Origin of the sequence: Arthrobacter sp. SIMBA_036 (assembly GCF_046535135.1) — a bacterium.
Taxonomy (GTDB): Bacteria; Actinomycetota; Actinomycetes; order Actinomycetales; family Micrococcaceae; genus Arthrobacter.
The window spans coordinates 515,986-541,426 of the sequence record NZ_JAWRXG010000001.1 but is presented as its reverse complement, the minus strand read 5'-3'; the positions used below and the strand labels follow the sequence as shown (position 1 = coordinate 541,426).

Here is a 25,441-nt window from a genome sequence, read left to right as displayed (position 1 = left end):
CCGCTGGGGGCACCTACGAAAAGGGACCGGCGGCCCCGCGATCAACGGGGCCTACCGGTCCGATTCTGCAGTGGCCTGGGCCAATATGCAAAGGTTACTGCTTATTAGCTCTTCGCGGGGAGCGTCTTCGGTTTGAAGGACGGCCGCGTGGCCTCGAAGGCCGTGATGTCTTCCTCGTGCTGCAAGGTCAAGCCAATATCGTCCAAGCCTTCCAACAACCGCCACCGTGTGTAGTCATCGATCTCGAACGGGGCCACCACGTTCCCGCACTCCACGGTCTTGGACACCAGGTCCACCTTGACCTCGGCGCCCGGATTGTTCTCCAGGACCTTCCAGATCAGTTCGATGTCGTCCTGGGCAACCTCGGCAGCCAGAAGCCCCTGCTTCCCTGAGTTGCCGCGGAAAATATCAGCAAAGCGCGAGGAAAGGACGGCCTTGAACCCGTAGTCTTTCAGGGCCCAGACGGCGTGTTCACGGGATGAGCCGGTACCGAAATCAGGCCCGGCAACCAACACCGAACCGGAGCGGAACGGAGCCTGGTTCAGGATGAAAGACTCGTCCTTCCGCCAAGCGGCAAACAGGGCGTCCTCGAAGCCAGTGCGGGTGATGCGCTTGAGGTAGACGGCCGGGATGATCTGGTCCGTGTCAACGTTGCTTTGGCGCAGGGGGACGCCGATTCCGGTGTGCGTGGTGAATTTTTCCATGGGGTCCTCCTAGACTGCGATTCCGGTCAGCGTGCCCGCAGAAGCAGACTCGAGGTCCGACGGTGAACTGAGTGTCCCGCGTATGGCTGTTGCTGCAGCTACGACCGGGGAGACCAGGTGCGTGCGCCCGCCCTTGCCCTGCCGGCCCTCGAAGTTGCGGTTGGACGTTGAAGCGCAACGCTCCCCCGGCTCCAACTGGTCCGGGTTCATGCCCAAGCACATGGAGCAACCGGCGAAGCGCCACTCAGCACCGAAGTCCTTGAAGACTTTGTCCAAGCCCTCAGCTTCGGCCTCCAAGCGCACCCTGGCCGAGCCCGGAACCACCAGCATGCGCACGTTGGGATCCTTTTGGCGTCCGCGAATGATGTCCGCAGCGGTCCGGAGATCCTCGATGCGGGAGTTGGTGCATGAGCCGAGGAAGACAGTGTCCACCCGGATATCTTTCATGGGAGTGCCGGCTTCCAGGCCCATGTACTGAAGGGCACGTTCGGCGGCGGCCTTGGCGTTCTCGTCACCAAAATCTTCCGGCGAGGGAACTTTGGCAGAAAGCGAAACACCTTGACCGGGGTTGGTTCCCCACGTCACGAACGGTTCCAAGGTATCGGCGTCGAGGTCCACCTCGGCGTCGAAAGCGGCGTCGGCGTCCGTGTGCAGCGTGTTCCAATACTCGACGGCGGCGTCCCACTCAGCGCCCTCAGGTGCGTGCGGCCGGCCGTGCATGTAGTCATACGTGGTCTGGTCAGGTGCAACCATCCCGGCGCGGGCTCCGGCTTCGATGGACATGTTGCAGATGGTCATCCGAGCGTCCATGGACAGCGAACGGATGGCTGACCCACGGTATTCAAGAACGTAGCCCTGGCCGCCGCCGGTCCCGATCTTGGCAATCACGGCGAGGATGATGTCCTTGGCCGTGACACCCGGGCGGAGGGTGCCTTCGACGTTGATGGCCATGGTCTTGAACGGCTTCAGTGACAGGGTTTGGGTGGCCATGACGTGCTCGACCTCGGAGGTGCCGATGCCCATTGCCAAGGCACCGAATGCGCCATGGGTGGACGTGTGGGAGTCGCCGCACACAACTGTCATGCCCGGCTGGGTCAGGCCCAATTGCGGACCCACGACGTGCACGATTCCCTGCTCTTTGTCCCCCAAGGAGTGGAGCCGGACACCGAATTCCTTGCAGTTGGCGCGCAGGGTCTCGATCTGCGTACGGCTGGTAAGGTCCGCGATAGGCTTGTCGATGTCCAACGTGGGAGTGTTGTGGTCCTCCGTGGCGATGGTGAGATCCGGCCGGCGCAGCTTCCTGCCGGTCAAGCGGAGGCCTTCAAAAGCCTGCGGCGACGTGACTTCATGAACAAGGTGAAGGTCAATGAAGAGAAGGTCGGGCTGTGCGTTGGCTCCTTCGCCATCACCCTTGCGCACCACATGTGCGTCCCAAACCTTCTCGGCCAGTGTCTTTCCCACGGCCATGCTCCCTTCACTGCGGCTGATGCCCTGCCTCTCCGGATTTCAGAGGCATGGGACTGTTTCTCTATCCACTGAAGCAGGATGATCGCGGAATAAGCCAGCGAAAGAACTTGCATCTCAGATATTGAGACGGCAATATCATTACATGGACAATTCAAGTGGCGTCGGCGTCATCGATAAAGCGGCCCAAGTGCTCGATGCCCTCGAGGCCGGACCAACCACTCTCGCGCAGCTTGTAGCCGCCACCGGCCTTGCCCGTCCCACGGTCCACCGGCTGGCCTTGGCACTGGTCCATCACCGCTTGGTGAGCCGTGACATCCAAGGGCGCTTCGTTCTGGGCAGCCGCTTGGTGGAACTCGCCTCGGCCGCCGGAGAAGACAGGCTCATCGCCTCTGCCGGCCCGGTCCTCATTCAACTACGCGACGCCACCGGTGAGAGCGCCCAGATCTTCCGCCGCCAAGGCGACTGGCGCGTGTGCGTGGCATCGGCCGAGCGCCCGATCGGCCTGCGCGACACGATTCCGGTAGGCACCCAACTGTCCATGAAGGCAGGTTCCGCAGCCCAAGTGCTGCTGGCATGGGAAGACCACGACCGCCTGCTCGAAGGGCTGCAGAACGCCCGCTTTACGCCCACCGTCCTTGCAGGTGTACGACGCCGGGGCTGGGGACAGAGCCTCGGGGAGCGCGAGCCCGGGGTCGCCTCCGTGTCGGCGCCCGTACGCGGGCCGTCCGGTCGCGTCATCGCCGCAGTATCGATATCCGGTCCGATCGAGCGGCTGACCAGGCAGCCGGGCCGGTTGCACGCTGAAGTTGTGTGCAACGCAGCACGGGTCCTTACCGAGGCACTCCGGAAGAACAATGACTGACAAGCCTGACGCGCGGAGAGCGGCCTTGACCAGCTATGCCGTTTTCCTGCGGGGCATCAACGTTGGCGGCATCAATATCAAGATGGCGGACCTCAAAGACGCACTGGCCGGTTATCCGTTCAGCAAGGTCAAGACGTTATTGGCCAGCGGCAATGTGGTGTTGCAATCCGGGCTGGGTGCTGCCGACGTCAAAGGCCAGTTCGAGAAGTGCCTGCGGGAAGCCTTTGGCTACGATGCCTGGGTGGTGGTGTTGACGCCGTCCAGGATCGCCGAACTCGTGGAGGCCTGCCCGTATCCTGCCGACGACCCATCGACCCACGCGTACATCACCCTCGCCTCGGACAGCGCAATGCTCGACGAACTGGTGGATGCGGCCCAAGCTGTGGGCAGCGTCGAGAAAGTGCGGCTCGGGCCGGAAGCCCTGGCCTGGTTGGCGCCAGCCGGTGGCACCCTCGAAAGCCCTGTCAGCAAGGTCTCCGCGAAAGCCCGTTACAAGGCGACCACCACCACGAGGAACCTGCGGACCCTGATCAAGGTCCGGGATGCCGCGGCCGCGTCCTGACGCTCGCGCGCAAACAGACTCGAACGGAGACAGACTCAAACCGCTAAGGCACGAAGCCGGCTCCGCATTTTTACCCAAAGAAAAAACCCCCGGAAACCAGCTGGTTTCCGGGGGTTATTTGTGACCCCAGCGGGATTCGAACCCGCGTTACCGCCGTGAGAGGGCAGCGTACTAGGCCGCTATACGATGGGGCCCTGCACTGTTTTTGTACTAACCTTGCCGTTTCCGGCGAAGAAGCTGAATGAGTATTTCACACTTTCAACCCTTGTCCAAATCGCCCAGGCGACTCGGACTTCCTGATCTTCCGGCGCCGCGGCGCGGATTTTCAGAGCTGGGATACCAGGACTCGAACCTAGAATGACGGTACCAGAAACCGTTGTGTTGCCAATTACACCATATCCCAAAGGCGACTTCCGGACCGGAGGTCAACGCCCCGGATTACCGCGGCTTTTTCCTCCGTGCCCCTCAGCACGAGTAATGACTCTACCCGAGTCTTCTTACCGGCACAAATCGCACCGAGGTTAGCCGCGTCACAGATGCCTGCGTCACACGTCCAGCGGCGAACCTACCGATTCGGGGGTCAACAAGCCCAGCAGGGACTCCACCTGCCGGCCACTGAAACCCTCCGCGGATTGCGAGGTCCTGTTCAGCCACACCCCCACCAAGCCTGCCGCCGTGGCACCCTCCGCATCGAGGAGCAGGTTGTCTCCCACGTACATCGTCTGGGCGGCATCGGTGCCCAACAACCGCACCCCTTCACGGTAGATGGCGGGGTCTGGTTTGGGCACGCCCACCGTGTCTGTCCCCACCAAGACCTTGATCCTTGACAGACCCGCCCCATCCAGCTTTGCCCGCTGGTAGTCGTGCACGTTGTTACTGACGGCTCCATACGGGATTCCGGCAGCGTCAAGGGCATCGAGCACCGGGCCGACGTCGTCAAAGGCCCGGACGTAGGCCGTTTGGCGCTGGTGGTAGGCCGCCACCCACGCTTGGGACTCGTCGTCGTCGCCAAGGTCCACCCCGAAGTGGCCCAGCGCCGCACGTCCGCGGAGCAGGCGTTGTTCGTTGAAGGTCAACTCGCCAGCCAGGTAGCGGTCATAGAAGTGGGTGGTTTCGTGGGTGAAGATTCGGCCGAACTTCGCCCACCCGGCCTGGTCAAGGCCGGGCAGGAGATGTTCGCTGACGTCGCGCAAGGCAGTAGTCATGGCGTACTCAAGGTCCACCAAAGTGTCATCGATGTCGAACAGGACACCGCGGATGATTCCGAAGGAACGTGCGATAGCCATGACTGCCGCTACTAAGCCCGGAAGGCGCGAACGCGGGCGAGTGAGGAATCCTTGCCCAGGATCACCATGGACTCGAAGAGCGGCGGGGAGATGCGGCGGCCGGAGATGGCGGTACGTACCGGCCCGAATGCCATTCGGGGCTTGATGCCGAGATCTTCGACCAGGGCTTGCTTGAGTGCTGCCTGGATGTTCTCTGCCGTCCAGTCCTCCACGGGCTCCAGGGCTGCTAGCGCTGCATCAAGCACTTCTGCCAAGTTCTCCGGGAGGCCCTTGCGGGCGTCGTCGGCAACATCGATGGCACTATCTTCCTTGAAGAGGAATGCCAGCATTTCCGGGGCCTCGCCCAAGAGGGTGATTCGCTCCTGCACCAACGGGGCTGCTTCGGCCAGGATCTCCTCTTGGCGTGGCGTCAGGATCTCCCCCACAAAACCGGCTGCTCGGAGGTAGGGAACCAGCCGTTCCTTGAAGTCTTCCGGTGCAAGCATCCGGACATGGGTTCCGTTGATCGCCTCGGCTTTCTTGATATCGAAACGAGCCGGATTACCCAGGACGTCGTGGATATCAAAGTTGGCCACGAGCTGCTCCACAGTGAAAATGTCCTCGTCGGCGCTCAGGGACCAGCCCAACAACGACAAGTAGTTGAGCAAGCCCTCGGGAATGAAACCCCTTTCCCGGTGCAGGAACAGGCTCGACTCGGGGTCGCGCTTGGACAGTTTCTTGTTGCCCTGACCCATGACGTAGGGAAGGTGCCCGAACTCCGGCATGTACTCTGCGACCCCAATGGCATACAGCGCTCGGTACAGTGCGATCTGCCGGGGGGTGGAGCTGAGCAAGTCCTCGCCGCGGAGGACGTGGGTGATGCCCATGAGTGCGTCGTCCACCGGGTTCACCAGCGTGTACAAAGGGGCGCCGTTGGCCCTGACCACTGCGAAGTCGGGCACGGAGCCGGCCTTGAACGTGATCTCGCCGCGAACAAGGTCATTGAATGTCAGGTCCTCGTCCGGCATCCGCAGCCGCAGGACGGCCTCGCGGCCCTCGGCCTTGAACTGGGCGAGCTGCTCCTCTGTCAGGTGGCGGTCAAAGCCGTCATAACCCAGTTTCGGGTCACGGCCAGCGGCCTTGTGACGTGCTTCGATCTCCTCGGGCGTCGAGTAGGACTCATAGACGTGGCCACCGGCCTTGAGCTTTGCAATGACATCCTGGTAAATGTCACCTCGCTGGGACTGGCGGTACGGCTCGTGGGGGCCGCCTACCTCCACACCTTCGTCCCAGTTGATCCCAAGCCACTTGAGTGCGTCGAGCAACTGGTGGTAGCTCTCTTCGCTGTCGCGGGCAGAGTCAGTGTCCTCGATGCGGAAAATCAGCTTTCCGCCCGTGTGCCGTGCGTACGCCCAGTTGAACAGGGCAGTACGGATCAAGCCGACGTGCGGGGTTCCCGTGGGCGAGGGGCAGAAGCGGACGCGGACCGGGGTCTCGGCGTTGACGGCGGGGATGGCGCTGGAGGCAGTATTCGACGCAGAAGCAGTAGTCATAGTGGTTCCAACTTTACCGCTTGGCACTGCGGTGGTTTCCCGCTTGAAACGCCCGACGGCGGCCTGCGCCTTTCCGGGGAAAGGCGCGGACCGCCGTCGGGCGTGGCTGTTAGTGCCTCGGGCTGGGAGCCTAGCGGCGGACCACCGGGTTGGAGAGCCGGCCGATGCCCTCGATCTCCACCTCGAAGCGGTCCCCCTCACTGACCAAACCGACACCTGCCGGGGTCCCGGTCATGATGACGTCGCCGGGGAGCAGGGTGAAGGCGTGGGAGACGATCGAAACGAGTTCGCGTACACCCCGGATCATCTGGTTCGTGCTGCCGTCCTGGCGAAGTTCACCGTTGAGCCGCCCTTGGATGGACAGGTCTTCGTGGTCCAGTTCGGTTTCAATCCACGGTCCCAGCGGCGCCGAGGTGTCGAAGCCCTTGGCACGCGCCCACTGCAGGTCGGTTTTCTGGACGTCGCGGGCGGTGAGGTCGTTGCCGCAGGTGTAGCCGAAAATGACGTCGTCCACGCGGTCTTCGGGAACGTCCTTGCAGATGCGGCCAATGACCACGCACAGCTCAGCTTCGAAGGAAACTTCCTCGGAGAACTCGGGAAGGATGATGGGATCGTTCGGGCCGATCACCGAGGTGTTGGGCTTAAGGAACAGCAACGGCTGCTGTGGAACCTCGTTGCCCAGTTCGGCGGCGTGCTCGGCGAAGTTCCGCCCGACGCCGATCACCTTGCTGCGCGGGATGATGGGCGCCAAGAGCCGGACATCCTCAAGCTTGTGCTTCACGTGGGTGGGAACGACGCCGTTGAAGAAAGGATCGCCGTTGATGACAGTGATTTCCTCACTGCCGGGCTCGCCTTCCACAACGCCGTAAAGGGGATCAGAATCAACTACAAACCGGGCGATACGCATGGGCTCAAGCCTACCGCCAGCCACCCGATGCCCTGTGACGCGAACAGCTCAGTTCCGCAGGTAGTCCAGCTGCGCAGCTACGGACGTCTCGGCCGCCCACCTAACGGAAGGGTCGACGTCGGGGTACACGGCATCGGTGACCGCAGCAACGGACGCACCCTGGCCAAGCCGTTGCAGTGCTGCCCGGATTTGATCGAGCCTTTGCTCGCGGTGCTCGCGGTACTCACGGCACTTCTCATCCAGCGCCGGCAGCACGGGCCCATGGGCTGGCAGGAGGATCGCAGGGCCCAGCTCCTCGAGGCGCTGCAAACTAGCGAGGTAGTCCCCCAGCTTTCCATCCGGGTAATCCAAAACGGTGGTGCCGCGCCCCAGGATGGTGTCGCCCGTGAGGACGGAGCCGGTGTGACCGTCCCCCGGCAAGTGGAAACAAAGCGAGTCCGACGTATGGCCCGGCGTGGCCACAACGCGGATCTCGACGCCGGCAGCGTCCAGGACTTCGCCATCTATGAGAGGTTCACCGCCGTGGCAATGTTCGGCGGATGCGGCACGAACGGGGGCGCCGGTCAGCTCGTGGAAACGCGCGGAAGCCCCGGTGTGGTCGGCATGGCGGTGCGTGATGAGGACCAATTCCACCACCCCTGATGCTGCCAAGGCTGCCAAGTGGTGCTCGTCAGCGGGTCCCGGGTCCACGATCACCACACGGCTGGAGCCCGGAGCGCTGATGACATAGGAATTCGTGCCGTCCAGGCTCATGGGACCGGGGTTGGGCGCAAGCCGGAAGCGGGTCAGCTCACTGCTGCGCTGCAGGCCGGAGGAGTCACCGGCATGCGTATTACCGGAACTCGCCGTTGATTCAGAAGTCACTGTCCAATAATGGCATGGCCCCTCCGCTCGAAACACGAGCAGAGGGGCCGTCAACGGGCGTGTTGGGCTGGGAAGTTTGCTAGACCAGGCGGGTGCTTAGACCAGGCGCGTCAGCCAACCGTGGGTGTCTTCGACCTTGCCGGTCTGGATGCCCAACAGCTGTTCGCGGATGGCCATGGTGGTCTCCCCCGCCGTAGCGTCCTCGGACCCGATGAACTCGGTGGCGTCTTTGAGCACGCCGATGGGTGTGATGACAGCGGCGGTCCCGCAAGCGAACACTTCAGTGATCTCACCGGAAGCGACGCCGTCGCGCCATTCATCCAACGTGATCTTGCGTTCGGAAACTTCCCGACCCATGTCCTTGGCTACCTGGATGACGGACATCCGGGTGACGCCCTCCAAGATGGTGCCGCTGAGGGCAGGCGTCACCAGCGAGCCGTCCTTCATGACGAAGAAGACGTTCATGCCGCCGAGCTCTTCCACGGCGTCATCATTGAAGTGGTCCAGGAAGAGCACCTGCTTGCAACCGTTGGCTTCGGCTTCCTGCTGTGCGATCAATGATGCGGCGTAGTTCCCGCCGCATTTGGCTGCACCGGTTCCGCCACGACCGGCGCGTGCGAATTCACGGGAGATCCAGATGGAAACGGGCTTGAGTTCGCCGCCGAAGTAGTTACCTGCCGGTGATGCGATGACCCTGAAAGACACTTCGCGTGCCGCCCGGACGCCCAGGAATGCCTCGGTGGCAATCATGAACGGACGAAGGTACAAGGCTTCGCCATCGCCGGACGGAACCCACTCCTGGTCCGCCTGCACCAGCTCGCGAATGGCTCCGATGAAGTACTCCTCGGGCAGTTCCGGAAGGGCCAGGCGCCGGGCGGACTTGTTCAGGCGGGCGGCATTGGCCTCGGGCCTGAAGGTCCACACAGAACCATCGGCGTGACGGTAGGCCTTAAGGCCCTCGAAAATCTCCTGGCCGTAGTGCAGCACTGCGGCTGAGGGATCCAGCGAGATGGGACCGTAGGGTTCGATTCGGGCGTTCTGCCAACCGCCTTCCCCAGCGACGTCGACCTTATAGTCGACGACGGCGGTGTGGTCGGTGAAGTAGTCGCCGAAACCCGGGTTCGCCAGGATGGCTGCACGCTCCTCAGCAGATTTCGGGGTTTCCGAAAGCTGCTGGCTGAATTCGACGCCATGGGCAGTCTGAGTCATGATTCCTCCACTGTCAGCTACCTGGCGCCGAACTGTCCCGAAGGATCTGATTCAACGATGGACCAGGGAAGCAGGTAAATAATTCAACACAAGCTTACGCCCGGCTGGCAGGCCTAAAGCGCTGCCGCAATGGCGTCGCCAATCGCAGCGGTGCTGCGCGGTTCGCCGGTGCGGTTTTCGACGTCGGCCACTACTGCCGCTTCGATCTTGCGGGCCGCCGTGGTGTAGCCAAGGTGGTCCAGGAGAAGGACTGCCGAGAGGATAGCGGCCGTGGGATCTGCCTTCTGCTGGCCGGCGATGTCCGGCGCCGAACCGTGGACGGGTTCAAACATGGACGGTGCGGTGCGGTCCATGTTGATATTGCCCGATGCCGCCAACCCGATGCCGCCGGTGACGGCAGCGGCGAGGTCGGTGAGGATGTCACCGAAGAGGTTGTCGGTGACGATGACGTCGAACCGGGACGGGTTCGTCACCATGAAGATGGTTGCCGCATCAATGTGGAGGTAGTCGTGCGTGACATCGGGGAATTCGGTGGCCACTGCTTCCACGGTGCGCTTCCACAGGTGTCCTGCGAAAACAAGGACGTTGTGTTTGTGGACAAGGGTCACGTGCTTGCGGGGACGCTCGCTGGCGCGTCGGAATGCGTCGCGCACAACCCGCTCCACGCCGTGGGCGGTATTGAGCGAGACCTCGGTAGCCACCTCATGCGGAGTACCGCCGCGCAGCGTGCCACCATTGCCGACGTAAGGACCTTCGGTGCCTTCGCGGACCACCACGAAATCGATGGCGCCCGGATTGGCCAAAGGGCTGCCCACCGTACCGTACAGGCGCGACGGACGCAGGTTTACGTAGTGGTCGAGGCTGAAACGGAGTTTGAGCAACATCTCGCGTTCGATGATGCCCGAGGGAATCCGGGTATCGCCGGGGGCGGCCCCAACAGCGCCGAAGAGGATGGCATCCCGGGTACGGAGGTCGGCAAGAACTTCATCCGGCAGCGTCTCACCTGTCTCAAGCCAGTGCTGGGCGCCGAGCTTGTAATGGGTCTGCTCAAGGGTGACGCCTTCGGCGGCCACGGCCTTTTCCAGGACCTTGATAGCTTCGGTGATGACTTCAGGGCCGATGCCATCGCCCGGGATGACAGCAAGATTGATCGACGTTGCACTCATGGATCCATCTAGCCAAGAAATCCACATGCTGGTCAAAAACGTCTCACCAGTCGAACAAACAAACGCTCGATCTTGCTGTCAGGTGAGAGGCTGCTAAGCCTCTACGGGCTCTTCGTAACGCGGGAAGACCGGTACCGGTGCCGGCAGCTCCGTGCCGGCGACGATCGGCGTGGCGATGGCGGCGAATTGCCGCGGCTCACCTTCCGGTTGGCCGAGGACCTCCAAGAGCTTCGCGGACGACGACGGCATGACCGGCTGCGCGAGGATCGCCACGATCCGGACAACTTCCAAGGTGACGTACAGAACCGTGTTCATGCGTTCGACGTCGGTCTTCCGGAGTACCCATGGCGCCTGCTCGGCGAAGTAGGCGTTGGTGTCCCCCAGCACCGTCCAGATGGCTTCAAGTGCCCGGCTGAATTCCTGCTTGTCGAAGGCGGAGCGTGCCGTTTCCAGCAGCGCACCGGCCTGGGCCAAGAGTGCCTCGTCCTCCACGGTGAACACCCCGGGCGTAGGGACCTTGCCCTCACAGTTCTTGGCGACCATGGACAGTGAACGCTGGGCCAGGTTTCCGAAGTTGTTGGCCAGGTCCGAGTTCATCCGGCCCACGATGGCCTCGTGGTTGTAGTTGCCGTCCGCGCCGAAAGGAACTTCCCGGAGGAAGAAGTACCGGCACTGGTCCAGCCCGTACTGCGCCACGAAGTCCTGGGGAGCTACCACGTTGCCCAGGGACTTGGACATCTTGATCCCGTTGTTGGTGAGGAAGCCGTGGATCATCACGCGCTGCGGCAGTTCAAGTCCGGCGCTCATCAGGAAAGCAGGCCAGTAAATAGCGTGGAAGCGCGAGATGTCCTTACCGATGACATGAACGTCAGCCGGCCAGAACTTCTTGAATGCTACCGACTCAACGTCCGGGTAACCGACACCTGTCAGGTAGTTGGTCAAGGCGTCGACCCAGACGTACATCACATGCTTCTCGTCGCCCGGAACCGGGACGCCCCAGTCGAACGTGGTACGGCTGATGGAAAGGTCCTCCAGGCCGCGCTTGACGAAGCTGATGACTTCATTGAAGCGGGACTGGGGCGCACCGAATTCGGGCTGCGCCTCGTAGAGGGCCAGGAGCTTGTCCTGGTAATTGGAGAGCCGGAAGAAGTAGCTCTCCTCCGCCGTCCAGGTAACGAGGGTGTCCGTTTCCTTGGAGTACCGCGCGCCGTCGTCCTTGACCACGGTGTCATCCTCGACGTAATACGCTTCGTCGCGGACCGAGTACCAACCCTCGTACTTGGAGAGGTAGATGTCCCCGTTAGCTTCCATCTTCTTCCAGAGGGCTTGGGAGGCAGTGTAGTGGTCCTGGTCCGTGGTCCGGATGAAGCGATCGTGGGAGATGCCCAGGTCCAGGCTCATCTGCTTGAACGCAGCGGAGTTCCGATCAGCGAGCTGCTTGGCAGTAATGCCCTCCTTCTCGGCAGACTGCTGCATTTTGAGTCCGTGCTCGTCCGTTCCGGTCATGAAGAAAACTTCATGGCCATCCAGGCGCTTGAAGCGCGCCATGGCATCGGTCGCAATGACCTCGTAGGCGTGGCCGATGTGCGGCACGCCGTTGGGGTAGCTGATTGCGGTGGTGATGTAGAACGGGGATTTCTCTGGAGACGTCACTCTAAAAAGTTACCTTTTTTCGGATGAAATAGCTTAGTTAAGTTCGGTCAGCGTATCGCTGAGCCGGACCAGCTCGTGGTCGTGGGAAGCGACCAGGACAGCAATGCCATCGCTGGTGGTGTCCTTGAGGATTCCGATGATGCGGTTGGCGGCCGCGCGGTCGAGGCTGGCCGTCGGCTCGTCAACCACAAGAACCCGCGTCCCAAGGATCAAGGCGCGCGCGATAGCTACCCGTTGACGCTCACCGCCGGAGAGCTGGGCCGGCCGGTGGCGCATGCGGCGCCCCAGGCCCACCAGGTCCAAAAGGTCCTTGGCCATCTCGGTGCGCTGCTCCACCTCGCCGTCCGGCACGGCCGGAAGCAAAACGTTCTCCAAAGCGCTCATGCCGTCGATCAAGGCGCCGCCTTGGTCCACATAGCCGATCAGTGCACGCCGGCGATCGGCGATCTCGTCCTCGCCCATGGAGTCCAGCGGCTGGCCCTCCCACAGCACCGTGCCCGACGTCGGCAGCGTCAGTCCTGCGCTCACCGTGAGGATGCTGGTCTTGCCCGAACCGCTTCGGCCGGCAACGCAGTGCATCTCACCGGCGTGGAGGGTGAGATTGAAATCGTCGACGACGTCGACTTCCTCGGCTCCGCCTTTGTCGCCACCATAATGGATGGTGACCCGGCTCAGTTCCAAGGGGGTGGCGTGGTCTGTCGCCCTGACGATCGTGTTGGCGCGTGTCTGCAACGACTCTTCCGTGGATTCCGGAGTGGGCGTCAGCTCAGGGTTGGGAGTGTCAGTCATTTGACTACTTTCGTTGCAATCGGAATCCAGCAAATTACGGCCAGCAGGCCGGCTAATCCGGCCCACAGAGTCGCGTAGGGGGCCAAGAGCAGGCCTAGTCCAAGGGCGCCGAGGACACCCAGGGGAAGGGCGACGGTGCCGACCAGCGCGTTCTCAAAGAACCGCACCTGCCCCAACATGTCAGGGTTCCACCCCATGGCACGGAGGGTTCCGAGGTACTCACGCTTGGCATGGAGTTCGAACCGGCCCGTCACGAGTGTCAGCAGCAGGCCCACTATCACGCCGAAGATCGCGAGGATCAGGCTTGGCAGCGAGATCGTAGCAGCGGCGAGCCCGCTGAGCGCACTGGCACCGGCCGTCCGTGGAATGTCGATGAGCAAGGCAATCAATGCTCCCACTGCTGCCCCGAACACGCCCACAGCCACAGCCAAGGAGATCGAGTTGAATCGGTTGGTGGTGAGCTGCCGGTTGGCAAACGTCAGCGGGGAGTCCACCAGTACCAGGCGTTCATCGTGCTGCGGCTCTTGGTCCACCACCACGCGATGACGCAGCTGCTGGGCCGCCAAGAGGGCTGCGCCAACGTAAATGACCAACATGGTCGCGGACACGATCACCGTGGCCAGGTTCCAACTCAGCAAGCTAAGCACCAGCCCGGCAACAGCCAAAGCGGCGGCACCCACGGCGAACTCTTCAAGAACCCAGGACCGGATACGTTTCTGGGTCCAGCCCATGGCCCGCAGGATACCGGCTTCACTCCGTCTCTGACGGATGTAACTGACCGTCGAAGCACCCGTGAGCAGGGTTGCGCCCAAAAGCGTCAGGAACAAAAGCGTGACGTTGGTTCCCGTCAGGGAACCGGAAACAGCATCCGCGGCGTTCTGCCGGACCCAGGACTGCTGGACCGTGCCCAGCGGAGATTCCTTGCCGGCGTCGTCCTTGCTGTAACCGGGCACGAAAATATTGGCGTCCTCGCGTGCGGAGCCGGCAACAACCGTAGCTTCCAGGCCGAGTGCACGGATTTGCGTCGCGAGGTTTTCAACATCCGGCTGCGCCGTTTTCCAGTTACCGGCGGCTTTGGCTCGAACGCGGACGGCATCGATGACGTTGGCGTTCTTGTCGTATCCACGGGCCGCGGCCAGTCCGTAGTAGTCGGTGATCGCACCCGCGGACTGGCTCACCAGTCCGGTAGCGCTGAGGGATGGCTTCAGCTGCGCGTTACCGGCAGCGTTCCCGGCTGCGTCCTTGCTCAGCGTCATGGGCGTGGGATCGTAGCCGCCGAGGGGCAGCTTGTTGACGTCGCCCGCAGCCGCCTGGACAGCTTTTGGATCGAAGGTGCCGTAAACCATCGGAAGTGGAGTAGCGGGCTTCTTGCCAGTGGCGAGGTTCTGGCGGTAGGAACGTTCGTCCACGGGTTTGCGTTGCGTTTGGTCCACAGGCGTACCCAGTGCCGACTTCTCAGGCAAGCGGTTCACTGTTACCCAGTCCCCCGGCGTCGCGCTCTTGTCGGTGGCGCCGTTGGCCTCGGTGTTACCGTCCGTGTACTGTGGCGCAGCCGCGAAAGCCGTGCTCCAGGTAGCGGGATCGTAGAGCCCTTGCCCAAACGACGCCGTATTGCCCAGCAGCGAGCTGTGGTCGGTTGACCCAGGCCAGTTCAGGGCGAACGGTGCCTTGGATACGAAGGGCAGGTAGTCCTTATCCAGGGAGCGGGTCACCGTACCAACGTCCTTGGTCACCTTGCCGCTGGCATCGATTTCCTCGATTTTCACCGAGTACTGCAGGTCCAACGACGTACCAGTCCGAACGATCAGGGGGATGGCTTGGGAGTCAGCCGTCAGCAGCCCGTCACGCTTTGCTTGCTGGTACTGCGTCATCAGGGGTGCCCAATATTTAAGCTTGACCCCCAGGAAATCGGGGCCCTGGTTGAGCTGGTCCATGGTGAGGCCTGTGGTGAAAAGGTTCTCGAAGCTCCGTCCAATGGCTCCGGCATTCCGGGCATCGGCAGGCGGGGCCTTCTCAAGGGGGGCGAGGAAATCACCGGCAGAGCCAAGAAGGGCCCGTTCCGAGGCGGGGTCAACCGCGACGACGGACTCGGTCACCTCTGGTGCCATGGGAAGGGCCACCGAAAGGTTGAAGAGGTTGTGTTCGGACCCCAGGGCAGGATCCGGAAACTTGATGCCCGTTTCGCCGTTAGGGCCAGCGATCCGCACGCTTGTGCCACCGGGAGTCTTCTCCTGCACCAGCTTGCCCTTGCCGAGGGTCCCCTCCGCACTGGTCGTAAAGAGCGTCTGCGTGTTTACCCCGTCCGAACTGGTGGCTGAGGCCGTGAGCCGATACTTTTTCGGAGTGTCGGACAACACCGATTCAGCGGCCGGCCACTTGCTGGCGTCCAAAGCTGAAGGGTCCCCCGCTGTTGCCGTTCCGGCAAGGCCTGCGTTGTACCCGAGGTAATCCATGGCGTTGAGCTTGGGCGCTTCCAGGTTTTGTGTCACGCGGGACACCATGCTGATGGGAGCTGCGACCGCCGTCTGTCCCATCCCACGAATCTTGTCCAGCTGGTCAAAGCTGATTCCACCTTGGCCGTTGGCGATATCCGGCTGGATCAGCGCACCGCCGTCGCCGCCCTGCGACTGGCCGCCGTCCGCTTGGGCTGCCTGCGGCTTCGCTTGGACGAGGATGTCGTAGAGTCCACGGGAGTTCTGATCGACTGTCCTGTTCAGGGCAGCCTGCGACTGGCTCTGAACCAGCACGGACAGGCACATTGCGACGATCAAAATGGCCGCGGTCAGCAGCAGCACACGGCTTCTGATGAACCTTTGGACGGCGTTCATTGGGCTCCCTGAGACCTTGATTGCGGGCATGCACACATGGTCCGCGATTTCCCGTCAAAGATCGTGGGAATCGTGGGCCTCATGTGCGAAAAAGTATTGGCCGGCCTGCTGCCGGGTCCGAATCACGGACCCAGCCATTGTACGCAGACCGGCCACTCCAACGTGCCTATGGGTGTGTCGCAGGCACGCGATCCGGGCTGGTGGGGATCAGCCCTAGTCCTCCAGGTCCACTTCCCGAACCATATCGGCGCCGATGCCTGCCTTGATCGCTTCCAAAACCTGCTGCGGGACGGAACTGTCGATGGTCAGGAGCGCGAGGACCTGGCCGCCCTCAGTCTGGCGCGCCACCTGCATCCCGCCGATGTTGATGTTGTTCATGCCCAGGATGTGGCCGATGGTGCCGATCACGCCGGGGCGGTCCGCGTATGCCACGACCACAAGGTGTTCGCTGATGGGGATCTCGACGTCGTAGCCGTTGACGCCCACGAGCTTCTCTACCTGCTTGGGCCCGGTCAGGGTGCCGGCAACGGAAATCTGCGATCCGTCACTCAGGGCCCCGCGGATGGTCAGCACGTTGCGGTAATCTTCAGCATCGGGTGTGGTGATCAACCGGGTGTTGATGCCCCGCTGTTCGGCGATGACCGGGGCGTTGACGTAGGAAACCTGCTCGGTGACGACGTCGGCGAAGACGCCCTTCAAGGCGGCCAGCTCGAGTACTTTGACGTCAAGGGCAGCGATTTCACCAGCGACTTCGACGTCGATCTGGGTCAGGGAAGCGTGGGTCAGCGCGGTGAAGATACGGCCCAGCTTTTCAATCAAAGGAATGCCGGGGCGGACGTCGGAAGCAATGACTCCCCCGGCGACGTTCACAGCGTCAGGGACGAGCTCACCGGCGAGGGCGAGTCGAACCGACTTAGCCACGGATACGCCTGCCTTTTCCTGGGCTTCATCGGTGGAAGCACCCAGGTGGGGGGTCACCACAACGTTGTCGAGCTCGAAGAACGGCAGGTCAGTGCTCGGCTCCTTGACGAAGACGTCAACGCCGGCGCCGGCGATCTGCCCCTCTTTCAGGGCAACGTAGAGCGCTTCTTCGTCAACGAGTCCACCGCGGGCTACGTTGACGACGTAGGCGGTCTCCTTCATTTTCCGGAACGCGTCCGCGCCCAGCATGCCTACGGTCTCCGGTGTCTTCGGCATGTGAATGGTGACAAAGTCGGAGTTCTCCAACAATTCATCCAAAGTTACGAGCTTCACGCCCAGCTGGGCAGCGCGGGCGGAAGTGATGTAGGGGTCGTACGCCAGGATCTCAGTGTCGAAACCCTGTAGCCTCGCCGCGACCAAGGCTCCGATGCGACCCAAGCCAATGATGCCGATCTTCTTCTCAAAGAGTTCGATGCCCGTGTACTTGGAGCGCTTCCATTCGCCGTTCTTCAGCGCGGAGCTTGCCTGCGGGATGTGGCGGGCGAGGCTCAGGATGTGGCCAACGGTCAGCTCGGCAGCAGAGACAATGTTCGACGTCGGCGCGTTGACCACCATGATGCCTGCCTGGGTGGCGGCCTTGATGTCCACGTTGTCCAGCCCGACTCCGGCGCGGGCGATCACCTTGAGGTTCTTCGCCGCGGCTATGGCCTCTGCATCCACTTGGGTGGCCGAGCGTACCAGGATGGCATCAGCGTCGCCGATGGCGGACAGCAACTTGGAGCGGTCCGCCCCGTCGGTCTGCCGGATCTCGAAATCCGGGCCCAATGCCTCCACGGTTGCTGGCGAAAGTTCCTCGGCGAGGAGGACGACGGGTTTTGTTGCTGACACGGGGTGGCACCTTACTTTGGACAACGGAAACGGAACTGGACAAGGAGCGGATGCGCGGCCCGGGCACAGCGCCGGGACCAGCCCAGAATATCGAACCCGGGCCGCGATTCAGGTGCCCGGTCGGGATGTTACGTCGCCGTCCGGGCTGTTGTGAAGAACTTCACAGGCCGCGGTCGGCGCGGAAAATGGCAACGCCCGCCCGGCATGGTGGCCGGACGGGCGTGTGGCTAGTGCCTGTGTTGAAGGGGATCAGCGTGCAGCTGAACCTTCGACGTAGTCGGCGTCCTGCTGCTGCCAGGAGAACAGGGAGCGCAGTTCGCGGCCGACCTCTTCGATCGGGTGCTGCTCTGCTTTGGCACGGAGTTCCTTGAACTCCACGCCGCCCTTGTCCTGGTCATCGATGAAGCGCTTGGCGAAAGCACCGCTCTGGATGTCCGCGAGGACAGCCTTCATGTTGTCCTTCACCTCAGGGGTGATAACGCGGGGGCCCGAGACGTAGTCGCCGTACTCGGCGGTGTCGGAAACGCTCCAGCGCTGCTTGGCGATGCCACCTTCCCACATCAGGTCAACGATGAGCTTGAGCTCGTGGAGTACCTCGAAGTAGGCGATCTGCGGCTGGTAGCCGGCTTCGGTCAGGGTTTCAAAGCCGTACTGGACGAGCTGGGAAACACCGCCGCAGAGTACGGACTGCTCGCCGAAGAGGTCGGTCTCGGTCTCTTCGGTAAACGTGGTCTTGATGACACCGGCGCGGGTGCCGCCGATTGCCTTGGCGTAGGACTTCGCAAGGTCCCATGCGGAACCTGACGCGTCCTGCTCAACGGCAATGATGTCCGGGATACCGCGGCCGGCTTCGAACTCGCGGCGCACGGTGTGGCCCGGGGCCTTCGGAGCGATCAGGATGACGTCGACGCCGGCAGGAGCTTCGATGTAGCCGAAGCGGATGTTGAAGCCGTGCGCGAAGGCAAGGGCCTTGCCCTCGGTCAGCTTGTCCTTGATGGAGTCGTTGTAAATGGCGCGCTGGTGCTGGTCCGGAGCCAGGATCATGATGACGTCTGCCCATGCAGCGGCGTCTGCAACGTTCTTGACCGTGAAGCCTGCGTCCTGGGCCTTGGCGGTGGACTTGGAACCGTCCTTGAGCGCAATGACCACCTCGACGCCGGAATCGCGCAGGTTGAGCGCGTGGGCGTGGCCCTGGGAACCGTAGCCGACGATGGCTACCTTGCGACCCTGGATGATCGACAGGTCTGCGTCGTCGTCGTAGAACATTTCAGTCACTTGCGTAACTCCTCTTGAGTGGATTTCTTGGTTATTGATTGGTGCTGCGGTACTGGACGCAACGCTCGGCCCAGCGAGCCACCGAACGGCGGCTGCGCTTGCCCCATTCACGCGGAGCGTAGCGCCCTGTCACTCATGGAGCGGGATCCCCGCCCAACGGCCAGGGTGCCGGACTGCACGATTTCACGGATGCCGAATGGCTCAAGCACTGAAAGCAGCGCGGCAAGCTTTTCGGGGGTACCGGTTGCCTCCAGCACCAACGAGTCTGTAGACACGTCGACGACGGCGGCACGGAACAGGTCTGCAGCTTGGGTAACCTGCAGGCGTGTTGCGGCATCCGCACGTACCTTGACCAGGATGTGGTCGCGTTGTACGGAAAACTCGGAAGTCAGCTCCACAATCTTGATCACGTTGACCAGTTTGTTGAGCTGCTTGGTAACTTGCTCGATGAGGTCGCCGTCGGCGTCGACGACGACGGTCATGCGGGACATGCCCGGGACCTCGGTGGGACCCACTGCGAGCGAGTTGATGTTGAAGGCCCGCCGCGCGAAGAGGCTCGCCACGCGGGTCAGCACACCGGGCTTGTCTTCAACCAGGACGGAAAGTGTGTGACGGGTCATGATTAGTCCTCTTCTTCCCAGACGGGCGTCATGTTGCGTGCAACCTGGATCTGGTCATTACTGACCCCCGACGGCACCATAGGCCACACCATCGAGTTCGGGCTGACGACAAAGTCGATCACCACGGGACGGTCATTGATCTCGAGTGCCTTCTGGATGGTCGCGTCGATGTCCTCGTCCCGCTCACACCGTAGCGCGGCGCAGCCGTAGGCGTCCGCCAGTTTGACGAAATCCGGAATCCGGACTGTGTCGTGGCCGGTGTTCAGGTCCGTATTCGAGTAGCGACCTTCATAGAAGAGGGTCTGCCATTGGCGGACCATCCCCAGCGAGGAGTTGTTGATGATCGCGACCTTGATCGGGATGTTGTTGATGGCGCAGGTGGCCAACTCCTGGTTGGTCATCTGGAAACAACCGTCGCCATCGATCGCCCACACCACGCGGTCCGGAGCACCGACTTTGGCGCCCATTGCCGCCGGGACCGCGTACCCCATGGTGCCTGCACCACCGGAGTTCAGCCAAGCGTGGGGACGTTCGTACTTGACGAACTGGGCAGCCCACATCTGGTGCTGGCCCACCCCTGCCACGTAGATACCCTCGGGCCCGGTCAGTTCGCCGATCCGGCTGATCACGCGCTGCGGAGCCGTGAGTCCGTCCTCGGGCTCGGTCCACCCCAAGGGGTAGGTATCGCGCAGGTTTCCCAAAAACGCCCACCAGGATCCGAGGTCCGGGGTGCCGCTCTGTTCGAACTGGGTCTTCACGGCCTCGGTGAGTTCAGGAATGATCTCCTTGACCGAGCCCACGATCGGAACGTCCGCGGTTCGGTTCTTGGAGATTTCCGCAGGGTCGATGTCCGCGTGGATGACCTTGGCGTACGGGGCAAAGGTCTTCAGTACACCTGTCACGCGGTCATCAAACCGGGCGCCCAAGGTAATGAGCAGATCGGCCTGCTGAAGGGCCGTGACCGCAGAAACCGAGCCATGCATACCAGGCATGCCAACATGCTGGGGGTGTGAATCCGGGAAAGCACCGCGTGCCATCAGCGTAGTGACCACTGGCGCGCCCGTTGCCAAAGCAAGCTCCATCAGCTCGGCCGAGGCGTGGGCCTTGACGACGCCGCCGCCCACGTAAAGAACCGGCTTGCGGGAGGCTGCAATCAATTTCGCGGCTTCGCGCACCTGCTTGTTGTGGCCCCGCACCACAGGACGGTACCCGGGAAGGTCTATCTTGGGAGGCCAGGAGAAGGTCATCTGGCCAACTTGGGCGTCCTTGGCAATGTCCACGAGGACAGGGCCCGGACGGCCAGTTGAAGCCAGGTGGAAGGCCTCCGCCATGACATGCGGAATGTCGTTGGGGTCAGTGACCAGGAACGAATGCTTGGTGATGGGCATCGTGATACCCACGATGTCCGCCTCTTGGAAAGCATCGGTACCGATGACGCCGCTGGCGACCTGGCCGGTGATGGCCACCATCGGCACGGAGTCCATGTGGGCGTCCATGATGCTGGTAACGAGGTTGGTGGCTCCGGGGCCCGAGGTGGCGATGCAAACGCCAACCCGTCCGGTAACCATGGCGTAGCCTTGCGCGGCGTGGCCGGCTCCCTGTTCGTGACGGACCAGGATGTGATTCATGCTGGAGGCCATCAAGGGGTCGTAGGTGGGCAGGATCGCGCCACCGGGCAAACCGAAAATATCGTCCACGCCGAGTTCTTCGAGCGAACGGACAATTGCTTGCGAGCCGGTCATCACCGTTGGGGGTACAACGTTGTTCGGCCCAAGGACAGGAGAGAGAGGTGCAGCAGCAGCGTCGACAGCGACGGACTCAGCCGTACGGTCGACCTTTTCCGGAGCTTTCTGGGCTCCAGCGGACTTTGCAGCCATCAGCGAGGGGCTGATCGGCGATCCTTTGCTCATCGGACTCTTCCTTAGTGGATCTTCAGTGGAACTTCGTGTGGTGGTGCAAGGAAAATAAAAAAACCCCTCAGCCTTCCGGCTCTTCGAGGGGTTTGCGCGTGACGGTTCGTTACCAGTCGGGCTAAGCCACGCGCTTGGTAAGGACGACGACGCCGACGGTAACGAATGTGATCATGCGTTCAGTGTTCCCTCAAAGTGAGATAGGTGTCAATTGAGCACCCGCGTATCTCACTATTTGGACAGCAGTGTCCGCCCACCGGACTCCGCCGTCTCACGAAGGCGAAGTCCGGCGTGGGAACTAGCCGCAATAGGCGCCAGTGGAGGCGCTGTGGACGAGCTTGGCGTACTTGGCAAGGACGCCCTTGGTGAACTTGGCCGGCAACGGCTCCCAGCCCTGCTTGCGTGCTTCGAGCTCAGCCTCGTCCACGAGAAGGTCGAAGGAGCGCGCTGCGATGTCAACACGAATGCGGTCACCGTTCCTCACAAAGGCGATGGGGCCGCCGTCGACCGCTTCCGGCGCCACGTGACCGATGCACAATCCGGTGGTACCACCGGAGAAGCGGCCGTCCGTGAGCAGCAAGACATCCTTGCCCAGGCCGGCGCCCTTGATGGCTCCAGTGATGGCGAGCATTTCGCGCATGCCTGGACCGCCCTTAGGACCTTCATACCTGATGACCACCACGTCACTTTTGTGGATCTCGCCCTTGTCCAGCGCATCCAGGGCACCCTGCTCCCGCTCGAAGACTCGTGCCGTGCCCTCGAACACATCAGCGTCGAACCCTGCGCTCTTGACCACGGCTCCCTCGGGGGCCATCGATCCATGAAGGATGGTGATGCCACCGGTCTTATGGATGGGGTTGTCCAGCGCCCGGAGGATCTTGCCGTCAAGGTCCGGCGGGTTGATTGCGGCAAGGTTCTCGGCAAGGGTCTTGCCCGTGACGGTGAGGCAATCGCCATGCAGCAGGCCGGCGTCGAGCAATGCCTTCATGATGACCGGGACACCGCCGATCTTGTCCACGTCCGTCATGACATAGCGTCCAAAAGGCTTGAGGTCGCCCAGGTGCGGGATCTTATCGCCGATGCGGTTGAAGTCATCGAGCGTCAACTCGACTTCGGCTTCGCGCGCTATCGCCAGCAGATGCAAGACTGCGTTCGTGGATCCTCCGAAAGCCATGGTCACGGCGATCGCATTCTCAAATGCCTTCTTGGTCATGATGTCGCGGGCAGTAATGCCCAAGCGCAGCAAGTTGACAACCGCCTCGCCGGACTTCCGGGCAAAGTCATCACGACGACGGTCGGCCGACGGCGGCGCTGCCGAACCGGGGAGGGACATGCCGAGGGCCTCGCCGATGCAAGCCATGGTGTTTGCCGTGTACATGCCGCCACACGCGCCCTCGCCGGGACAAATGGCCTTTTCGATCCGGGTGAGGTCTTCCATGCTCATCTTGCCGGCCGCACAGGCACCGACGGCCTCGAAGGCGTCGATGAGGGTGACTTCCTTCTCGGAGCCGTCTTCAAGCTTGACCCAGCCCGGCATGATGGAGCCGGCATAGAGGAACACGGATGCCAGGTCCAGGCGGGCAGCGGCCATCAGCATGCCCGGCAGTGACTTGTCGCAACCGGCCAGCAATACCGAGCCATCGATCCGTTCCGCCTGCATCACCGTCTCCACCGAGTCGGCGATGACTTCACGGGAGACAAGGGAGAAGTGCATGCCCTCATGGCCCATGGAGATACCGTCGGAGACGGAAATAGTGCCGAACTGCATCGGGAAGCCACCGCCCGCGTGAACGCCTTCCTTGGCCCCTTGGGCCAGGCGGTTCAGCGAAAGGTTGCAGGGCGTGATCTCGTTCCAGGAACTTGCGACGCCAATTTGCGGTTTCGCGAAGTCATCATCTCCCATGCCGACGGCGCGGAACATGCCGCGCGCAGGGGCCGCATGAATACCGTCCGTTACCACCCGGCTGCGTGGTTTGATGTCCGGCGTGTTCTCAGTGTTAATTCGGGTCGCCTCACTCATGACCAAAGTCTATGTGCACCACAAGCCCGCAGACCCTTTTCACCATGTATTACTAAGCAGGCTGAATAAGTTACTAAGGACACTGAAGAATTAGCCGCGCCTTGCAGCAAAATCGCTAGACAGTCTTTGAGCAGGCACGTAACGTCGGAAACACCACAAACTGCACTCCAGTGAGCAGAAGGGCATCTCCATGGACTGGCTAATTTGGGTCATTGTCATCGTGTTGATCGTTGCGGTTATCTGGTGGTTTACCACGCGGAACAAGGGGCAGGTTTCTCCAGGATCAGCAGCCCGCGATTCGGGTCCCGGGACAATGTCGGGTCGCGCCATCGGAACCCCTCCGGGAGCGACCCAACCCAGCAATGCGGGCACGATGCCCGATACCGGCGCAGCCGCCATGGGTGTTGCGGGGCTGGCTGGCGTGGACAACCATGGCGAGCCGGGCCGCGAAGACAGCGCACCGGAAACCAGCGAGCCCACGGCAGGTAACAGAGAGCCCACAGCAGGCAGCACGGAGCCCGGGGATGGCGTGACAGCCGACGACGTTACCCGTCCGGACGAATCAGCCGACAATGCAGAGTGGGAATCGTCATGGACCAGCGGCAGCGGAGAGCCCATCGAACGGACCCATCCGGCACATGCGGCCACCCCTGTCCATCACTCGGAGTACACCAGCACCCACTCCCCCACGCTACCCGGAGCTGAGACCGCTGCAGCAGAGGATTCCGGCGGTTCGGGCCACCTGGCGGCGGCCCATCCCTATGGCGGTGGCTCCTCCAGCACCGAGGATCCCGGGTATCCCGTGAAAGCCAACGCAACCACCATGACCTACCACGACGACGACGCTCCGGATTACCCGGACGTTGCCGCCGACGTCTGGTTCGAGTCGGCCGCACACGCCGAAGCAGCGGGTTTCCGGCCGCCTCGGCGGACCAAGCGCTAGCGCTGACGAAGCAGCCAAAGAACAGCGTCATCTCTCGATTTCACAGTTCGCTGGAACTCGTGTAGAGTTACTTGTCGTTGCGGAGATCGCCGGAGAAATAACAGCCCCGGAATGATTGCAAACAACAGCTGCACCTCTAGCTCAACTGGCAGAGCAATTGACTCTTAATCAATGGGTTCCGGGTTCGAGTCCCGGGGGGTGCACCAAAAAAGGCCGTGAAGCGTAATTCGCTTCACGGCCTTTTCTTTTGGCTGCTTTTTCCCTAAAGGTGCTTCTCGAATTTCTCACCCGCCCCGCTGGAGCGTGGTCTGGAGTTCCCGCGATGTGGTGTAGAGTTATTTGTCGTTGCGAGGGGCAATAAAGAATGTTGATTCTTTGAATTCCCCAGCAATTGCTGCACCTCTAGCTCAACTGGCAGAGCAATTGACTCTTAATCAATGGGTTCCGGGTTCGAGTCCCGGGGGGTGCACCAAAGAAGGCCCCGGATCGTGTCCACGATTCGGGGCCTTTCACGTTGGGGCTTTTCAGCCCACTGGAGCGCTCAGCGCGTTGAAGCCGCTCAGCCTTGCGGGGCGTCGGTACCGACTGCCCCGGACTCTTGCTCAACGGCCGGCAGCCCGGCCAATCCCCGCACCACCATGCGAAGTTCGTCACGCAACCGTGAGGTGTCTACCGCAACAGGGGCCAGAACGTCCTGCTCAAGCTTCACAGCTTCTTCCAGGGCGGCTATCCCGGCATCCGTGAGTGTTACCACGTGGCTCCGGCGGTCCGAGTCGCTGCGATGGCGGCTGATGTGCCCGTGCAACTCCAGCCTGGCCAACGTGGTTCCCATCGTTTGAGCCTTGACCCGCGCAACTTCAGCAAGGGCGGCTTGCGTTATTGCACCCTTGGCGGCCAGTACCTGCATGGCAATGACGCCTGCGTGGGTCAGGCCGATAGACTTTAATTTCTCGTTCCACGAGATTTCCACAAGGCGCGCCGCCGTCGAAAGCAATCGGGTCGTTGGCCATCTTTCCATATCTGGCATGCCGATAG

20 protein-coding genes and 4 tRNA genes are annotated in these 25,441 nt (G+C 62.2%); 5 read left to right on the top strand and 19 right to left on the bottom strand.

Annotated features, from left to right (window positions below):
* Window positions 1-104: 104 nt before the first annotated feature.
* Window positions 105-704, bottom strand: coding sequence for a 3-isopropylmalate dehydratase small subunit (gene leuD, locus SB659_RS02510; protein ID WP_284978285.1), 600 nt, complete (start codon window positions 702-704; stop codon window positions 105-107).
* A gap of 9 nt (window positions 705-713) precedes the next feature.
* The gene (gene leuC / locus SB659_RS02505; RefSeq protein WP_284975210.1) at window positions 714-2,165 is read right to left on the bottom strand and encodes a 3-isopropylmalate dehydratase large subunit; all 1,452 of its coding nucleotides are present in this window, start codon (window positions 2,163-2,165) and stop codon (window positions 714-716) included.
* 148 nt (window positions 2,166-2,313) lie between these two features.
* Between leuC and SB659_RS02500 the strand changes: the two genes are divergently transcribed.
* Window positions 2,314-3,033 carry an IclR family transcriptional regulator gene (locus SB659_RS02500; protein ID WP_014922101.1) on the top strand — a complete coding sequence of 240 codons (720 nt, stop codon included), beginning with the start codon at window positions 2,314-2,316 and terminating at the stop codon, window positions 3,031-3,033.
* 25 nt (window positions 3,034-3,058) lie between these two features.
* Window positions 3,059-3,595: a DUF1697 domain-containing protein gene (locus SB659_RS02495; protein ID WP_410549413.1), complete on the top strand. Its 537-nt coding sequence runs from the start codon at window positions 3,059-3,061 to the stop codon at window positions 3,593-3,595.
* A 121-nt stretch (window positions 3,596-3,716) separates the two neighbouring features.
* Here the strand turns inward: SB659_RS02495 and SB659_RS02490 are convergent.
* From SB659_RS02490 to ilvD, 16 genes are all read right to left on the bottom strand, one after another.
* Window positions 3,717-3,789 (bottom strand) — tRNA-Glu (locus tag SB659_RS02490).
* Between the two features lie 137 nt (window positions 3,790-3,926).
* Window positions 3,927-3,998: transfer RNA gene (locus SB659_RS02485), tRNA-Gln, on the bottom strand.
* Between the two features lie 142 nt (window positions 3,999-4,140).
* The gene (locus SB659_RS02480) at window positions 4,141-4,881 is read right to left on the bottom strand and encodes an HAD family hydrolase (protein ID WP_410549372.1); all 741 of its coding nucleotides are present in this window, start codon (window positions 4,879-4,881) and stop codon (window positions 4,141-4,143) included.
* A gap of 11 nt (window positions 4,882-4,892) precedes the next feature.
* The gene (gene gltX / locus SB659_RS02475; RefSeq protein ID WP_284978287.1) at window positions 4,893-6,413 is read right to left on the bottom strand and encodes a glutamate--tRNA ligase; all 1,521 of its coding nucleotides are present in this window, start codon (window positions 6,411-6,413) and stop codon (window positions 4,893-4,895) included.
* Window positions 6,414-6,543: 130 nt separating this feature from the next.
* Window positions 6,544-7,320: a fumarylacetoacetate hydrolase family protein gene (locus SB659_RS02470; RefSeq protein WP_284975207.1), complete on the bottom strand. Its 777-nt coding sequence runs from the start codon at window positions 7,318-7,320 to the stop codon at window positions 6,544-6,546.
* 48 nt (window positions 7,321-7,368) lie between these two features.
* Complete coding sequence (locus SB659_RS02465; protein ID WP_410549371.1) at window positions 7,369-8,184, bottom strand: MBL fold metallo-hydrolase; 816 nt, start codon at window positions 8,182-8,184, stop codon at window positions 7,369-7,371.
* Between the two features lie 96 nt (window positions 8,185-8,280).
* A complete protein-coding gene (locus SB659_RS02460; protein ID WP_410549370.1) occupies window positions 8,281-9,393 on the bottom strand; it encodes a branched-chain amino acid aminotransferase in 1,113 nt (370 codons plus the stop codon).
* A 113-nt stretch (window positions 9,394-9,506) separates the two neighbouring features.
* Window positions 9,507-10,559 carry a 3-isopropylmalate dehydrogenase gene (locus SB659_RS02455; protein WP_284978290.1) on the bottom strand — a complete coding sequence of 351 codons (1,053 nt, stop codon included), beginning with the start codon at window positions 10,557-10,559 and terminating at the stop codon, window positions 9,507-9,509.
* 93 nt (window positions 10,560-10,652) lie between these two features.
* Window positions 10,653-12,212 (bottom strand): methionine--tRNA ligase, encoded by a 1,560-nt coding sequence (gene metG, locus SB659_RS02450; RefSeq protein ID WP_410549369.1) that lies wholly within the window; start codon window positions 12,210-12,212, stop codon window positions 10,653-10,655.
* Between the two features lie 33 nt (window positions 12,213-12,245).
* A complete protein-coding gene (locus SB659_RS02445; RefSeq protein ID WP_284978292.1) occupies window positions 12,246-13,001 on the bottom strand; it encodes an ABC transporter ATP-binding protein in 756 nt (251 codons plus the stop codon).
* A complete protein-coding gene (locus tag SB659_RS02440; protein ID WP_410549368.1) occupies window positions 12,998-15,829 on the bottom strand; it encodes an ABC transporter permease in 2,832 nt (943 codons plus the stop codon). The genes SB659_RS02445 and SB659_RS02440 overlap by 4 nt, the downstream gene beginning before the upstream one ends.
* A gap of 213 nt (window positions 15,830-16,042) precedes the next feature.
* On the bottom strand, window positions 16,043-17,638 hold the full coding sequence (serA, locus tag SB659_RS02435) for a phosphoglycerate dehydrogenase (protein ID WP_284978294.1): 1,596 nt from the start codon (window positions 17,636-17,638) through the stop codon (window positions 16,043-16,045).
* 249 nt (window positions 17,639-17,887) lie between these two features.
* Window positions 17,888-18,913 carry a ketol-acid reductoisomerase gene (gene ilvC / locus SB659_RS02430; protein ID WP_410549367.1) on the bottom strand — a complete coding sequence of 342 codons (1,026 nt, stop codon included), beginning with the start codon at window positions 18,911-18,913 and terminating at the stop codon, window positions 17,888-17,890.
* Window positions 18,914-19,020: 107 nt separating this feature from the next.
* Entirely contained in the window at window positions 19,021-19,533 is a 513-nt protein-coding gene (gene ilvN, locus SB659_RS02425; protein WP_410549366.1) for an acetolactate synthase small subunit, read from the bottom strand.
* 2 nt (window positions 19,534-19,535) lie between these two features.
* Window positions 19,536-21,443, bottom strand: a complete 1,908-nt coding sequence (locus tag SB659_RS02420) for an acetolactate synthase large subunit (RefSeq protein WP_284978296.1) — start codon at window positions 21,441-21,443, stop codon at window positions 19,536-19,538.
* Between the two features lie 298 nt (window positions 21,444-21,741).
* Window positions 21,742-23,463: a dihydroxy-acid dehydratase gene (ilvD, locus tag SB659_RS02415; RefSeq protein WP_410549365.1), complete on the bottom strand. Its 1,722-nt coding sequence runs from the start codon at window positions 23,461-23,463 to the stop codon at window positions 21,742-21,744.
* A 190-nt stretch (window positions 23,464-23,653) separates the two neighbouring features.
* On the opposite strand from ilvD, the gene SB659_RS02410 reads away from it, so the two are divergent.
* From SB659_RS02410 to SB659_RS02400, 3 genes are all read left to right on the top strand, one after another.
* The gene (locus SB659_RS02410; RefSeq protein ID WP_410549364.1) at window positions 23,654-24,406 is read left to right on the top strand and encodes a hypothetical protein; all 753 of its coding nucleotides are present in this window, start codon (window positions 23,654-23,656) and stop codon (window positions 24,404-24,406) included.
* 130 nt (window positions 24,407-24,536) lie between these two features.
* Window positions 24,537-24,612, top strand: a tRNA-Lys gene (locus SB659_RS02405).
* A gap of 190 nt (window positions 24,613-24,802) precedes the next feature.
* Window positions 24,803-24,878, top strand: a tRNA-Lys gene (locus SB659_RS02400).
* An 87-nt stretch (window positions 24,879-24,965) separates the two neighbouring features.
* Here the strand turns inward: SB659_RS02400 and SB659_RS02395 are convergent.
* The gene (locus tag SB659_RS02395; RefSeq protein ID WP_284975406.1) at window positions 24,966-25,433 is read right to left on the bottom strand and encodes a MarR family winged helix-turn-helix transcriptional regulator; all 468 of its coding nucleotides are present in this window, start codon (window positions 25,431-25,433) and stop codon (window positions 24,966-24,968) included.
* Window positions 25,434-25,441 lie beyond the last annotated feature (8 nt).

Excerpts from the sequence above, each read along its gene's own strand:
- SB659_RS02455 (WP_284978290.1), bottom strand. The coding sequence starts at position 10,559 with ATGAGTGCAACGTCGATCAATCTTGCTGTCATCCCGGGCGATGGCATC.
- ilvD (WP_410549365.1), bottom strand. The coding sequence starts at position 23,463 with ATGAGTGAGGCGACCCGAATTAACACTGAGAACACGCCGGACATCAAA.
- SB659_RS02395 (WP_284975406.1), bottom strand. The coding sequence starts at position 25,433 with ATGCCAGATATGGAAAGATGGCCAACGACCCGATTGCTTTCGACGGCG.
- SB659_RS02480 (WP_410549372.1), bottom strand. The coding sequence starts at position 4,881 with ATGGCTATCGCACGTTCCTTCGGAATCATCCGCGGTGTCCTGTTCGAC.
- SB659_RS02440 (WP_410549368.1), bottom strand. The coding sequence starts at position 15,829 with ATGAACGCCGTCCAAAGGTTCATCAGAAGCCGTGTGCTGCTGCTGACC.
- ilvN (WP_410549366.1), bottom strand. The coding sequence starts at position 19,533 with ATGACCCGTCACACACTTTCCGTCCTGGTTGAAGACAAGCCCGGTGTG.
- SB659_RS02500 (WP_014922101.1), top strand. The coding sequence starts at position 2,314 with ATGGACAATTCAAGTGGCGTCGGCGTCATCGATAAAGCGGCCCAAGTG.
- gltX (WP_284978287.1), bottom strand. The coding sequence starts at position 6,413 with ATGACTACTGCTTCTGCGTCGAATACTGCCTCCAGCGCCATCCCCGCC.
- SB659_RS02420 (WP_284978296.1), bottom strand. The coding sequence starts at position 21,443 with ATGAGCAAAGGATCGCCGATCAGCCCCTCGCTGATGGCTGCAAAGTCC.
- SB659_RS02470 (WP_284975207.1), bottom strand. The coding sequence starts at position 7,320 with ATGCGTATCGCCCGGTTTGTAGTTGATTCTGATCCCCTTTACGGCGTT.
- SB659_RS02410 (WP_410549364.1), top strand. The coding sequence starts at position 23,654 with ATGGACTGGCTAATTTGGGTCATTGTCATCGTGTTGATCGTTGCGGTT.
- SB659_RS02460 (WP_410549370.1), bottom strand. The coding sequence starts at position 9,393 with ATGACTCAGACTGCCCATGGCGTCGAATTCAGCCAGCAGCTTTCGGAA.
- leuD (WP_284978285.1), bottom strand. The coding sequence starts at position 704 with ATGGAAAAATTCACCACGCACACCGGAATCGGCGTCCCCCTGCGCCAA.
- SB659_RS02445 (WP_284978292.1), bottom strand. The coding sequence starts at position 13,001 with ATGACTGACACTCCCAACCCTGAGCTGACGCCCACTCCGGAATCCACG.